The following is a 13,522-nucleotide window of genomic DNA, read 5'->3' on the forward strand; positions in this document are numbered from 1 at the left end:
TCAATACGGTGTACGTGGTCTGGGACGAGCAGGGGGTTCGGGTGGCGGAGGTTTCTCCCGCACAGGCGCTGGCCCGAGCGACGGCCGTCGGTGGGCGGGTGTCAGACCTGGTACGACGGGAACCCCGAGGAGACGACCAGACGTGCCGCTGGGAGCTCGTTGTAACCCTCAGCGGCAGCCCCGAGGACCGGGCTGCCGCCGCGTGGATCATCGCCGACGAGATCATGCGGGAACGTACCGACGGGCGCCCCCGGAGCTACGGAAAATGGCACGAGGCCGCCTTGAACGGGGTGAAGCTGACCGGGAAGGATCACGTCCTGGTGGAGCACTTCGCGAAGCCCGTCTTCGAAGCGGCAGCCGCGAAGAAGGAAGGCAACCACGGGTTGGCCGGGTACGTGGGCGAATGGCTCTGGTACCTCCTGACGCGCGACCTGCCCCAGGACCCAGCGCGTGCCGTGGAGATCCTCGGACCGCCGAAGGCCTCCGTCAACGATGGAGGCGGCGACGGACTCATCGTCTACCGGGAAGACGGAACGGCCCGGGGCTTCTCCTTCCGTCTGTGGGAGATGAAGAAGTACACCGGGAAGACGAACCGGCCGGACGGGGCGATCTACAAGGGCTGGACGCAGCTCAGCACCAAGGGGGCGACCTACCTGGGAATGCTCTCCTGGGGCGACAAACTACTCGCTGACGACACCCGTGAGTTCGTGGGGAGTCTGGCCGAGCAGTGGGTCGATGAGGAGGAGTCGGTCGGCGCCGGCGTCAGCGTCGCACTGAATACCACGGCGATCCCGAAGAAGGCCTTCCACCTCGCGCACGAGCACTTCACTACCCACAAGCACCCCGGCGCGCTGCAGGGCCTGGTGGTGGCGATCGACGATCTGGAGGGCTTCGCCCATCAGGTGAGGAAGTACGTGTGGACCGCACTCTAGATCCGGCTGTCCTCGCGACCGCCCTCGGCGAGTACCGCCCCGGCGGGGTCCTGCCCTCGGCGCAGGAACTGCTGGCGGCCATCACCCAACTGGAGATCGCCGCCTTCGGCAGTGACCAGGAGATCTCGGATGACGTGCTTGCGACGGCGTGGCTCCTGCACGGACTGGCCGCAGTCGAGCCCGAGAGTCCTGGGTTCGACCCGATGCGGACCCGGCAGGCCCTCGCGGTCAGCGCGCACGTGATGGATCTGGCCCTCGCCGACGAGCGACACTCCCCGACCGAGCGGCTGAGGATCGCCTTCGCTGCCCAGGCCGGGTACCGCAGGTGCGAGCAAGAGCCCAACGCCACAGCCGTCTACCGCCAGGTCAAGAACCTGGTCAGCTTCACCTCCTCGCTCCCGGCGCATATCGACACCCTGGCCTTGGAGGCCGGTGTCGTGTTCCTGGCATTCGATCGGCCCGACCTAAACCGGGTTTTGTCCGCCTGGCGCCGGCAGTTCGCGGAGCTCCGCGAACTGATGGACGGCGATCCGCTCGCGGGCACGATGTACGGACCTGCCGAAGCCGTCGTCGATGCGGTCCACCTCTTGCGCCTGTTCCTCTCGTTCGGCGATCCGGACCATCTGCAGGACGCACGGGACCTGCTGGGCAGCGTCCTCGACGGCCGGGCCGGCCGTAGTGACCCGTCGGCCCGGTGGGTTGCGGCCCACCTCCTCGGCCTGAGCGGCGAAATGGCCACCAGCAGCTTGTACACGTTGCTCCCGGAGGGAACTCCGGACGCGGTCGCCCGGACTTTCGCGATGTCCGATCCGCCGGTGATGACGCTGTGGCCCCCGCAGCGCCAGTTGCTGAACCTGGAGCGGGGCAACCCGGTCGACCCCGCTACCGGCCGGAGCCTGATCAGCGTGCCCACCAGCGCGGGTAAGACTCTGATGGCCCAGCTAGTGATCTGTTCCCACCTGGCGCAGAAGCCCGGCCGCGTGGTCTATGTGTCGCCGATGCGCAGCCTGGGCCGGGAGATGCGGGCCGCACTGCGGGGCCGGCTGCGACTGCTGGAGCGCAAGCTGGTCGCCGAGCAGCCGGACTTCCCACTCGCCGACGGCAGTGGCTCCCTCGTCGGGGACGTGGACATCGTGACCCCGGAGCGGCTCATGCACGTGATCCGCAACGACCCGGGAGCAGCGCTGAACGAGGTCAGCCTCGTCGTCGTCGACGAGGCCCACCACCTCGCGCAGGGCCGGCGTGGTTTCGTGCTGGAGAGCCTGCTCGCCCTTCTGAGGACCCGCCCCGACGTCAGGCTGGTGCTGCTGTCCGCCGCTGTGGGTAACCGGGGTGCGCTGGCGTCGTGGCTGGACCCGGAGCGGCCGGCGGAAGAGGTGTATTTCACCGGCGACTGGCGCGGGCCGAGGCGCCTGCACGGCCTCATGTACCCGCGGCTACTCAAGGGCCAGGCCGAGCGCACCCCGCGTAAACCGAGCAAGAACCAGCCCTCCACAACCCGGGCCACAGTGCCGGTGGCTCCCCGGCTCGACGTCCGGCCGACCGCCGCCAGTGGCATCTTCGGCCGGACCTTCCCCGGTGTCGGCACCAGAGCGTATGCCTCTCCCGATTCCTGGCAGTGGAAGGCTGCCACCAAGCTCAGCGGCGGCATCGCGGACTACGAGGTATTCGCCGCCGGGGCCGCCGCCCTGACCCGGGCTGGCAGCGTCCTGATGGTCGTCGCCAGCAAAGTCATGGCCAGGAACGCCGCGCACGCCATGGCCGATCACCTGGACGTCCGCCCCGAGGCTGCGGCCCTCACCGAGTTCCTGGCCGAGACCCTCGGCGAGCACCACCCCTTGGTCGACTGCACCCGCCACGGCGTCGCCTTCCACCACGCCGACCTTCCCGACGACGTTCTCCATGCCGTCGAACAAGGACTTCGTGACGGAGACCTGCTGGCCATCGCGAGCACCACCACCCTCACCGACGGCGTTAACCTCCCGGTGCGCACCGTCATCATCAATCACACAGTCGAGGGTGATCCCCCACGCGGGAACCAGCGCGGACTCAGTCCCGCGAAACTGCTCAACGCTATCGGCCGGGCCGGCCGGGCTGGGCGTGAGAGCGAGGGGTGGGTCATCCTCACGCGCCCCTACCCTCCTGGGGCCGCGGAGTTCGAGACGCTCAATCCCGACAGCGAGCGGCTCACCGTCACCTCCGAACTGCTCAGCGAAGACGCCCTGCGGTCATTGGCTCATGCCGAGTGGCAGCTCCAGAACTCGCTCGACGGTCTGTTCGGTGTGGTGGGAACCGTCGCGGCCGACTTCGCCACGTTCGTATGGCTCGTCCTGCAGACCCACGCCGAAATCCTCCACGCACCCGGCGGCCGGTTGGACCCGGTGCGGTCGCTGCTCGCGATGGAGCAGGCCAACGACCCTTCGGTCCCGGCCCGCTGGATGGCGCTCGCGGGAAAGGTCTCCGCTGTCTACGACGCCACCGACCCTGTTTCGACCCGCCGGTGGGCCAGTACCGGAACCAGCATCGGATCCGCCCGCTTCCTCGACAAGGTCGCTGGACGCCTCGCGGAGCAACTCGTCGCCCGCGCGGTCCCCGAGGACGCCCCGAACGAGATCAGCGTCTTCTTCGAGCCGCCCGAGTGGCCGCTGGAGCAGACCTTGGGCTTCCTTACCGAGCAGGGCGCCTTCACGGACCTTCTACAGACGCCCGAGACCTTTGGGAGCTGGAAGCTCACCACCCAGCAGACCCCAAGTTTCAACGGCGACGTGCCGATTGGCGACGCGGTCCGGGACTGGATCTCCGGCACCTCCATCCCGGAACTGGCCCGTACCTGGATGCCGGACGGCATGCCGCCCCACCCCCAGATGCTGGAGCTGACCGTCCAGAGCATCAAGCAGGCCTTCGAGCACGCGATCAGCTGGACAGCCGGAGCCCTGATCAACCTCGTCAACACCCATCCCCTGCTGACACCCACTACACCGCGCCTTTTCGCGCAGACGGCCTGGCACATCCGGCACGGTGTCGACACCGACCAGGCCATCACGCTGTTGACCTCCGGCATCACCTCCCGCCGCCTGGCACATCAGATCGGCCGTGCCGCGGCGGAGGCGGGCATCGGCTCCGGTGAGCTCCGAACCTGGGTGGCCGATCAGCAGATCGACGGATGGGTCAATGCGTACAAGGCCAACGCGTACGAGGTCGAGGACCTCCTCGACTACGTGAGCAAGCCAGCCAATCCGCTCAACGAACTGCTGCGAGGTCGCCCCGTGACCATCCCTCTTGCACGGGTAGGACCGGGCACCGGAGACGGGCCGGTCACCCTGGCCCACCCGGGCAAGATGCCGGCGACCATCAGGGTCAAGCGCGACGGTAACCAGATCGCCGCCATCCCCGCCGCCTGGCATCACGCCGTCCTCACCATGATCGACAGCGGTCTCGACCTCACCCACCACCTTGAGGCCGAGCGACTGGTGACCACTTCTGCCATGGCCAGCCGGTAGGGCGCCGAAGTTGGCCAGCGCCGGACGGGCTCGGCCTCGCGGACCTGTCCGGCCGATCATGTGACTGCCGCCTGATCGGATCGCTGTCCCGTGTATGAGGCGGGGTGAACGTGGTGATCTGTCGGGCCGGTTCCTGCCCGTCAGCAATGATCGATGCGGGCGGTGGCGCGACCTTCGTCACGTGATCGACGGGATCTTGCACCGGGTGCGGACCGGGGTGCGGCCCCTATTTGACTCCTGAGCGCGTCTATCCCCCGCTGTCCGGCCCGGTTTCCATGGCAGCGTTCGGGCAAGACGCCACACCCACCGGCCGGATGCGGGCAACGCAACTGGCCCCAGGAACCTGCGGTTCCTGGGGCTTGGCCTGGGTGTTGTTCAGCTATGGGGCATGCGTACGGGATCAGCCGTTCGGCTGGCTTTCCTGGCTGGCATCCCGGCGACGTCGCAGGGCGAGCAGCGCTCCGCCGCCCGCACTGATCAGTAGTCCGGCGCCGGCGAGCAGCCACGACGTGGAGCCGCCGCCGGTCTGGGCGAGGGAACCCTTCGGTGCGGGGGATGCGGTGCTCGACGCGGTTTCGGTCGGCTGCGGAGCAGCCGAGGTCGGCGCAGTCGTGAACGTGGTGGGCGTGCTGGTCATGGTGGGGGTGCCCGACGGTGTGGTCGGTGCGGTGGGTGTCGGGGTGGTGGGTGGGTTGGTGGGCTGGTCCTTCTTGGTGTTGGTGAAGGTGGCGGTGGTCTTCTCGCCGGGCTTGGCGCTGATCTTCACTGGGGTGGAGTTGAGCTGGTAGCCGTCGGGGGCCTTGGTCTCAGTGGCGGTGTAGGGGGTGCCGGTGCGGGTGGAGACATCGATTTTGGTGGTGGCGGTGCCGTCCTTGCCGGTGGTGAGCGTGAGCGGCTTGCCGCCGCCGGTCTGTGGGGTGATGTTGATGACGGCGCCGGCGAGCGGTTTGCCGGTGTCCTTGTCCGTCTTGGCCACCGTGACTTCGGCGGGCTTGAACGGGTCGATGACGGTGAGCTTCGCACCCTGGCCGGGGGTGACGACGATGTCCTGGTCCGGGGCAAGGTCGTGGATCGGGCTGCCGGAGTTGGTTTCCTTGAGCCGCCACACGCCCGGGGTGACGCCCTCGAAGCGCAGGATGCCGTCCTTGCCGGTCTTGCCCTGAAGGGCCTTGGTGCCGTTGAGGGTGTCGAGCAGGGAGAACTCGGCCCCGGCCAGGAGGTCGCCGCCGGGGTCCTTCTTCGTGATCTCGATGTGGCCGGGCTGCGGTTCGGGGGCTTCGGCCCAAGCGGACGGTGCCCAGGTCAGGGTGCCGGTGGCGAGGGTGGCTGCGGCGGCGACGGCTGCCGGTGCGGTGCGGCGAGAAGTGGTGCGGGTACGCATGCGGTGGAACGGTCTCCTGATGTAGTGGTGGGTGCATTGCCGGGATCCCTTGACGGGGCCGAGACGGACGTCAGGGGGTGCGGCCCGGTGCGGGTGCCAGGGCTGGCAGAGCGGGCCGGCCTGTGGGCGCGGCGGTCAGGGCCGGTGGTGCCGTGGGGGTGCGGTAGCGGTGGGCTGCGGCCTTGACCAGGGCGTGCTGGTCTTCGGCGCTGAGTGCGTCGATGCGGGCCAGGGCCGCGGCGGTGCCGGGCCCGTACGGGCGGCCGGCGGTCTGGGTGATGTGGGCGACGGCCTCGGCCTCGGCGAGGACCCCGTACTCAATGGGCAGGCCGAGCGTGTCGCGGACGCCTTCGCGGGCGTAGCGCAGGTTCCGCGAGAGGGGGATGCCGTCGAGGGTGCCGTACTCGGCGAAGTCGAAGACGAGGAGTGTCGCCTGGTGGAGCAGGTCGAGGAAGTCGGTGTCGGCGGCCCAGAAGCCGGCCGGGTGATGCAGCCCGGGCGCGTCGAAGGTCGGTGTCGTACGCGGCTCCTCGCGCTGGTGTCCGCTCGGGGGTGCGGCTGGGGCGTGGGTCCACATGGTGGTAAAGGCGGTCACGGCCTGCCGTAGTCCGGTGAGATCGGCGCCTTGCCAGGGCGGTGGGCCTGAAGGGTGCCAGTCGCGGATGCGGGCGTACCCGTCGTGGCTTGGGGACTTGCCGCGTGCAGTGTCCCGCTGGGTGAAGGTGTGGTGTTCGGCGAAGGTGATGTTCTCCACGTGGAGGGCCCCGCGTTGGGGGTGGATCACGGTGAGGCGCAGTCCGTCGTATTCGCCGTGGCGGATCGTCGGGGCGAAGTCGATGCGCAGCCGCAGCGCAGAGTCGGGGGTGAGGGCGGCGTAATAGCTGTCGCCGACGACGAAGCCGGTGGCGAAGGGCGCGTCGAGTTCGGCGAAGAACTCCTGGGCGTGCAGTGGCACATGAGCTCCGGGGCGGGGTTAGCGGCGTACGGCGGGGCGGGTGCTGGTGGTCCAGCGGGGGACGCTGGTCGTAATGAGGGCCGGCCGTGGCCTCGTCCCGGTGCGGCGGTGTACGTCCAGCGGGGTCGGTGCCGGGGGCGGGGGCGGGACGACCGGGGTGAGCTGGACGTGCGGGCGCAGCAGCGAGCTGAGGAAGCTGTCCCAGCGGGCGACCGGTGCGGGGTCGGCGAGCGCGGTGGTGACGGCGGCGACCAGTGTTACGGGGGTGCCGGTGGAGGCGGTGGCGTACCAGCGGGGCCCCTTGGGTCCGCCTTCCATGTACCAGCGCGCCTGCAGCGTGGTGATCTCCTGGGCCGGGTCGAGGCGGCCGGTGGCGTACTCCAGGCCGGCCATGCCGTCGGGGGACCGTAGGGCCAGTGCGGCGCCGTAGCCGGTGTACGGGAGATTCCAGCCTGCGTTCAGGAGTGGGGCAACGGCTGTGAACCGGTTCTGGTGTGCGCCGTTGTGGAGGTAGGCGTCCGGTCCGGTGGTGTACGCGGCGGCGAGCGCGGTGGTGAAGGCGGTGACCAGTTCGGTGGGGGCCGTGTCGTTGAAGCAGACGCCCCAGGCGGGCGCGGCGAAGGGATCGGTGTAGGCGGTAATGCGCCACAGGCCGTCGTCTTCGCCTTCGGGGAGGAAGCCGAGGCGGACCTTGCGGTCCGAGGAGGCGAGGTAGAGGTTGCCGTACTCGTCGTTGTGGCGGTCGAAGCCGAGGGCGAACAGCGGCTTGAAGGCGGGGTCGACGTTCGCGGCGCTGCCGGCGAGGTAGCGGGGGGATACCCACACGTCGCCGTCGATGTCGGAGGTGTCGGTCAAGGGGCTCCAGGTCTCGGGGTCAGGCGGCGGGCGCGACGGTGATCGTGATGTTCCGGGTGACCGTGTCCAGGCGCTCGTGGGCCTGGCCGGCGTCGGCGGCGGTGACGACGACAAGGCCGACGCGGGCGACGTCGACATCGCCTTCGGGCGGCAGGGTGACGCGGTCGCCGACGTCGAGGATCCAGCTGGTCTGGTGCACCCAGTCGGCTCCGGCGAGGGCAGGGTCGATGCCCCGGGCGGTGACGGTGCCGGAGGTGTCGGGGTAGAGCAAGGCGATGGCCGCGGCCTGGTGCCGGGTCGGGGTGAGGGCGGGGCGGCGGCCGAGGGCGAGGTCGGCGGCGGCCCGGGGCAGGTCGATGCCGGTGGCGAGCAGGACGAGCTTGCCGATCAGGTCACCACCGATGCGCGCGTTGACCTCGACGATCCGTGGTCCGCTCGCCGTGAGCCGCATCTCCACGTGCTGAATGCCGGAGGTGACGCCCAGGGCGGCCACGGCGGCCTGGGCAATAGGGCCGACCTGAGGCAGCAGCGGGTCGGCGGCGTCCACGCTGTGGCCGGTCTCCTCGAAGTACGGGGCGAAGCCGACCTCCTTGCGGGTGACCGCGACCGGGGTGGTGATGCCCTGGTGGGTGACGCACTCGACGGAGATCTCCTCGCCGTCGAGGTACTCCTCCACCAGCACCACCGTGGACTCCCCGCCGTGCAGCTGGGCGCCGGTGGTGGCGAAGGAGAAGGCGTCCGGGAGCTGCTGCGGGGTATCGACGCGGATGACGCCGACGCAGGGCGCGGCTGGTGGCCTTGTCGCGGCAGGCCCGCATCACGCCGGGCCGGTCGCCGGGAAGGCCGAGGTGGCGGGCGAGGCGGGCGGTGTTGACTAGCAGGGTCTCGTTCCAGGTGAGCACGCCGACGACCGGACGGCGCGCGGCCAGGGCCTGCCCGGCCGTGAACAGGGCGTCGAGGTCGTAGGGGTCGGCCTGTTCGTGGTCGATGACGTGGGGGTGTTCCCAGGTGAGGGGGGTGGGGGTGATGACGACGGTGTCGTAGGCGGCGGCGACGGAGGCGAGGCAGTAGCCGCGGTACAGCTCGTCGTTGGGGGCGACGACCAGGACGACGGGGCGTCCGGTCGGCTGGCGGAGCGGTCGGGGATCGGTCAAGACGGGGTCCTTGTCTGCGGGGGCGGGGTGGTGGGCGGCTTCGAGGAGGGTCTGCATGTCGGTGGCGAGGCCGCCGGGCGCCTGCAGCAGGCCGGCCAGAGCCGCCGCCTCGTGGGCGGGCAGAGCATGAAGGCGGCTGGTCAGGGCGCGGAGCAGTGCGGCGGCGCAGGCGGCTTGGTCGGCGGTGTAGGCCGAGACGGGTGCTGGCTGGTCGTTGGGCATGGGCAGTTCCACGGGGGTCAGGGGGTGGCCGGGTGGCGGTCGCGCATGGCGGGTTCGCGGCGCAGGCGCCAGAACGCTGCGGTAAGTCCGAGGGCCTGCAGGGCGGCGCAGGCGGTGAGCACGTGGCCGAGGAGGGCTGGCGGGGTGAGGGCGACGAGGATGCCGGCGAGCGGGAACGGCAGAAGCATCACGAGGATGGTGATGCTCAACGTGGCGCCGAAGACCTGTTCGGGGATGAGGTGGGAGCGCAGGGTGCGCAGCACGACGGTCATGCCGCCCTCGCCGGCCATCAGCACGGCGGTGAGCACCAGGAACTGGGTGTAGGTCCCAGCCTGGGAGACGGCGAGTCCGGCCGCGGCGGCGACGAGGGCGCTGGCTGCTCCGGTGGGCCACAGGCCGACGCGGTCGATGGCGAAGCGGCAGCAGGCCACCGTGAGGAGGGAGGCAGCTGCGGCTGCGGACCAGATGACGCCGACGGCGGCGCTGGAGTACCCGAAGTGCTGGACGACGATGATCGGGGCGGCGGCCTGCAGCATGCCAGTGGCCACGTTGGAGACGGTGAGACCTGCGATCAGCCAGGCGAGCGCTGGCAGGGAGATGAGGGTCTTCCAGCCGGTGGCCAGTCCGGTCAGGGCGGAAGCGGCCAGGTCCACCTGGCGGGGCTCGCGGTGCCAGGGGGCGAGGAGCGCGCCGAGGAGGGAACAGGCGGCGATGGTGACCAGGGTGCCGGTCACCCCGGCCCAGTGCAGCAGGAATCCCGCGGCGGCGGGGCCTGCGAGGGTGGCGGTCTGGTCGATGCCCAGGAGCACCGACTGCACGCGGTGGGCGCGCTCGCCCGCGTCCCGGCTGGCGGTGGCGCCGGCGGTCTCGGCGGCGATGTAGGAGAACTCGGTGACCACGCCGGTGACGGCGGCGAGCGCCATCACCGTGACCGTCGCAGCGGCACCACTGACCTGGGGGAGGACGAACGCGGCGGCCAGCACCACCAGGGCGCGCAGTACGGAGGCGAAACGGAAGACCCTTTTGGTGCCTTGCCGGTCGACCATCGCCCCGGCCAGGGAGAACGCGGCAAGCCTGGGTACCCACTCCAGTGCGAACGCCAGGCCGGTCAGGGCCGCCGAGCGGGTGGTGGCCAGCACGATCAGCGGGATGCCGTACGTGGTCATCGCGAACGCTGCGGCATCCGCGGTGCGAGGGAGGTAGATCCGGCGCAGCAGGGACAGCTGCGGCAGGAGGGCGTGCCGGGGGCCGGCGATCACAAGCTCGGTGGTCATCGTCGCTTTCACACAAGAACGGCGCCCGCCGCAGCGAGCTGAACAGAGAGAAGGAGGAGGAGCGAGGTCAGCGGCGCGGGCCGCGCGCCTGCGGCGGGGAGTCCGCAGGATGCGCCGGACCCGCTGTCCTCGTCGGCCCGGCAGTCGGCTGGGGCCCGGAGTTGGCGGCCTGGTAGAGGGCCAGGTGGGCATCGAGGCGGCGCAGGAGTTCCCCGCGGCGGACAGCCAGGTGCTCGATGCGGGCGCCTCGGTCGCCGAGGAGGCCGTCGGTGGCCCGGAGGCTGCCGGTACCGGCCGCGGTCTTCGAAAGCTCCTCGATCGCGCGGACCGCGTCGTCGCGGAGGTGCCGCTGCACGGCGTCCAGTTCGTGGGCAGTGTTCATCACCGCGAGCACCACGGCCTGCACGTGGCCGGGCGCGTCCTGCATCGCGGTGAACGCCCATACGGACGGGTCGGTGCCGACGGCCTCGGCCACCGTGCGGGTCCCCAGACCTGCTTCGGTAGGACCGTTGGAGGTAGTGCTCACGCCGCCAGTTCCATCCCGTCCTGCGCGCGGGCGGACACCGGGTCCGGGGCGAGGGCGTCGCCGTGGTCGCCGGACCACTGCGACAGGGCGGCCCGTACGGAGTTCAAGGTGCGCGCGGCTTCGTCATCCGGCCCGGCCTCGGCGGTGGTGCCGGGGTGCTGGGCGAGCTGGCGCCCGGTACGCAGCAGTCCCAGCCGTCGGCCGGTTGTGGTGGCGTGGGTGAGCTGGCGACGGGAGAGGCCGTGCAGGGTGGTGGCGAGCATGCGGCGCTGGAGGGGGCCGTTGTCGTCGATCTCGCTGATGAGACGGATGAGCCCGTCGTGGGCCAGCGTGTCGGCGGCCTGCGACGTCTTGGAGGCCGGGGTACGGGAGGTGTTCATCGGGTGCGGCCTCCTGCCGGTGCGGGGGTGATCGGGCGGGCGGGGGTGGTGTGGGAGAACACGTCGCCCGGCTTCCAGACGGTCTGGGTCGGCCGGGGTGCTGCTGCTGGTTGGCGGGGCTGGGCGGTGAGCCACACACCGGGCCCGGCGGTCGTGGCCGGGGAGGGTGCGGGGGCCGGGCCCCAGACCGCGTGGTCGCCGGCCTCCGCCGGTGGGCGGCCTGCCGCCCAGGCGGACAGGGCCCGGTAGACCGGTGCGAGGTTCCGGCCTGCCGCGGTCAGCGCGACGTGGCCGTCGCGGTGCCGGTCGCGGGTGATCAGGCCGTCCTCGGCAAGCCGCTGCAGGGGCTGGTAGATCACGGAGAGGCTGGAGTCGGGCATCACGCTGGCGGCGATGGCCTTGGCGCTGGACGCTCCTCGCACCTGGAGCGTCCACAGGATCGCGGTGGCGTGCCGGGGTGCGAGCAGCGTGAGGGTGTCTTCGATGTCCTGGGCCTGTGCCACCGCCTTGGGTACGCGCTGGCCCGTGACGGCGTCCAGGACGGTGTCCTTCTCCAGGTGGGTACGGCCCCAGTGGGCCAGCTCCGGGAGCACCGGCAACACCGCCTTGCCGCGGGCGGACAGGCCGTACAGGACGTTGCGGCGGTCGAGGGCGGTGCGCTCGACCATCCCGGCGTCGGTGAGCTTGCGGAGCTTGGGGTGGAGCTGGCCGTCGACGAGCCAGGGCAGGCGGGTCTTGATGTCGCTGTAGCGCAGGGGCTGTTCGGCCAGGGTCATCAGTACCCACACGTTCCAGCGCGGGGCGAGCATCTGCAGGCTTTCGGTGACGCGGGACAGGTCGGCGGCGACGTTTTCGGGCATGCCGGGGGTAGGCAAAGTGGTGCTCCTGGAATGGGTGGAGGAGGGTTCAGCGCGCCCGCGCGGCCGGGGCAGCGGGTGCGGGAGCCGGCAGGGCGGGCGTGGCGGGGGCTTGCTCGGCGGGCGCGGGGGCGCGGTGCAGGCTCTGCAGGACGGCGGAGGTGTGCCGGGCCTGGGAGTCGCGGATGGCGACGGCTTCGCCGATGCGGCGGGCGCAGTCGAGGAGGTGTCCGGCGGTGAAGCGGCCGATCTCGCGGTCGGGGTGGGTCAGCTGGCGCAGGCGCTCGGCCTGGAAGGCGATGTCGCGTTCGGCGAACTCGACCGCGGACAGGGAGCCGAGGAGCGCGGCCAGCATGCTGGGGTGGCCGGTGGCGTCCGCGTGGGCTTCGAGTTCGGCGCGGGGCCGGCCGTAGAGGGATTCGATCCGTTCGGTGATGGCTTGGGAGGTGCGGTGGGGCAATCAGCGGCCTCTCGTTGCGGGCTGTGGCGGTAAGGCGGCCGGGGCTGGACGGGGACTCAGCCGGGCTGCGAGACGAGACTGGTCGAATGCGACCGGCCGGCGGGGAGGGTTGGTCGGCGCCGGCATGGTCTTAAGGAGCCAGCCCAGAGCGGTGAGGTACTCGCCGCGGGCGGACAGGGCGGCGTCCATCCACTGCGAGTCCATCCGCAGTTGATCTGCGGACAGCTCGTTCATGTCCCGGTCCGGGGCCATGGCGGCATAGACGCGGCCCCGGACCCGGGCGACCTGTTCCTCGGTCAGTGCGAGGAAGGAACGCAGCTCCAGCGCCCGCGACACCGACGGCGGCGCGATCCCGGCCGCCGCCTGCTCGTACAGCTCGCCGACCGGGGCGCCGAAGACCTCTTCGAGACGGATGTCCTGGCTGGAGGGCTTGGTGGAAGCGCTCATCGCACAGCCCCCCTCACCGGCACCGCAGTGGCGGCGGGCCGGGCAACCGGCGTGGTCCGGACGGCCGGAGCCAGTCCGTTGGTGCGTGCGGACCAGGCAGCGCGGTTGCCGGGGGCGTTGCCGTCGAGGAGGTAGCGCACGACCATGGCCCGGCCGTCGCGGACGGCGACCGCCGCGTTCACCTGGTGGGCCAGGGCCATGGCCGGGTCGTCCAGCTCTCCCGGGGTGCTGCCGAGTTCCTCGACGAGCGCGTCCTCGGCGCGGGTGAGGGCTTCCTGGGCATCGGTGAGATGCCCGTACCAGCGCAGGATCGTGGTCGTGCCGGGATCGGCGCCCGGTGCCGCCGTGACCGCGGCCCGCAGCTCGTCGGTGGTCATTCCGTAGCGGGCTTCGATCTGCTGGGTGATGACACCCACGACGTCGTCGGACTCCAGTGATTGGGACACCGTGGACTCCTCTCCAGGAAAAGTGGGCATGCCTCGCCCAAGGCGACAGGCAGGGGTGGGAGGCCCGTGCGGCGTTACCCGCCGGGCTGATTCAAGAGTCCGGACAATCCCCGGTTTGGCTAACCGGGGATGT

Annotated in this window: 13 protein-coding genes; 2 read left to right on the forward strand and 11 right to left on the reverse strand. The window is 70.9% G+C overall.

All coding sequences use genetic code 11. From position 1 onward, the window contains the following. The first annotated feature begins 98 nt into the window (after window positions 1-98). Window positions 99-932, forward strand: a complete 834-nt coding sequence (locus tag LG634_RS01960) for a hypothetical protein (protein WP_226731789.1) — start codon at window positions 99-101, stop codon at window positions 930-932. Beyond that, window positions 917-4,432: a DEAD/DEAH box helicase gene (locus tag LG634_RS01965; RefSeq protein ID WP_226731790.1), complete on the forward strand. Its 3,516-nt coding sequence runs from the start codon at window positions 917-919 to the stop codon at window positions 4,430-4,432. The genes LG634_RS01960 and LG634_RS01965 overlap by 16 nt, the downstream gene beginning before the upstream one ends. A 400-nt stretch (window positions 4,433-4,832) precedes the next feature. Here the strand turns inward: LG634_RS01965 and LG634_RS01970 are convergent, their stop codons facing one another. The 11 genes from LG634_RS01970 to LG634_RS02020 all read right to left on the reverse strand — a co-directional run bounded on the left by LG634_RS01970 (window position 4,833) and on the right by LG634_RS02020 (window position 13,389). Next, on the reverse strand, window positions 4,833-5,813 hold the full coding sequence (locus LG634_RS01970) for an MSCRAMM family protein (RefSeq protein WP_226731791.1): 981 nt from the start codon (window positions 5,811-5,813) through the stop codon (window positions 4,833-4,835). Between the two features lie 70 nt (window positions 5,814-5,883). Continuing rightward, window positions 5,884-6,768, reverse strand: a complete 885-nt coding sequence (locus LG634_RS01975) for a chorismate mutase family protein (RefSeq protein WP_226731792.1) — start codon at window positions 6,766-6,768, stop codon at window positions 5,884-5,886. An 18-nt stretch (window positions 6,769-6,786) separates the two neighbouring features. After that, the gene (locus LG634_RS01980; RefSeq protein WP_226731793.1) at window positions 6,787-7,623 is read right to left on the reverse strand and encodes an SPDY domain-containing protein; all 837 of its coding nucleotides are present in this window, start codon (window positions 7,621-7,623) and stop codon (window positions 6,787-6,789) included. Window positions 7,624-7,642: 19 nt separating this feature from the next. Then, window positions 7,643-8,392, reverse strand: a complete 750-nt coding sequence (locus LG634_RS01985; protein ID WP_226731918.1) for an ATP-grasp domain-containing protein — start codon at window positions 8,390-8,392, stop codon at window positions 7,643-7,645. A gap of 624 nt (window positions 8,393-9,016) precedes the next feature. Continuing rightward, window positions 9,017-10,273 carry an MFS transporter gene (locus LG634_RS01990; RefSeq protein ID WP_226731794.1) on the reverse strand — a complete coding sequence of 419 codons (1,257 nt, stop codon included), beginning with the start codon at window positions 10,271-10,273 and terminating at the stop codon, window positions 9,017-9,019. A 67-nt stretch (window positions 10,274-10,340) separates the two neighbouring features. Beyond that, complete coding sequence (locus tag LG634_RS01995) at window positions 10,341-10,799, reverse strand: hypothetical protein (protein ID WP_226731795.1); 459 nt, start codon at window positions 10,797-10,799, stop codon at window positions 10,341-10,343. After that, complete coding sequence (locus tag LG634_RS02000) at window positions 10,796-11,179, reverse strand: hypothetical protein (RefSeq protein ID WP_226731796.1); 384 nt, start codon at window positions 11,177-11,179, stop codon at window positions 10,796-10,798. The genes LG634_RS01995 and LG634_RS02000 overlap by 4 nt, the downstream gene beginning before the upstream one ends. Next, on the reverse strand, window positions 11,176-12,039 hold the full coding sequence (locus LG634_RS02005) for a winged helix-turn-helix transcriptional regulator (RefSeq protein WP_226731797.1): 864 nt from the start codon (window positions 12,037-12,039) through the stop codon (window positions 11,176-11,178). Before LG634_RS02005 ends, LG634_RS02000 begins: the two co-directional genes overlap by 4 nt. Window positions 12,040-12,085: 46 nt before the next feature. Beyond that, window positions 12,086-12,496: a hypothetical protein gene (locus LG634_RS02010; protein ID WP_226731798.1), complete on the reverse strand. Its 411-nt coding sequence runs from the start codon at window positions 12,494-12,496 to the stop codon at window positions 12,086-12,088. After that, a complete protein-coding gene (locus LG634_RS02015) occupies window positions 12,497-12,943 on the reverse strand; it encodes a hypothetical protein (RefSeq protein ID WP_226731799.1) in 447 nt (148 codons plus the stop codon). Then, window positions 12,940-13,389 (reverse strand): hypothetical protein, encoded by a 450-nt coding sequence (locus LG634_RS02020; RefSeq protein WP_226731800.1) that lies wholly within the window; start codon window positions 13,387-13,389, stop codon window positions 12,940-12,942. The genes LG634_RS02015 and LG634_RS02020 overlap by 4 nt, the downstream gene beginning before the upstream one ends. Window positions 13,390-13,522: the final 133 nt, after the last annotated feature.

The sequence above is a fragment of the Streptomyces bambusae genome (assembly GCF_020532645.1).
In the GTDB taxonomy this organism is placed as follows: Bacteria; Actinomycetota; Actinomycetes; order Streptomycetales; family Streptomycetaceae; genus Streptomyces; species Streptomyces bambusae.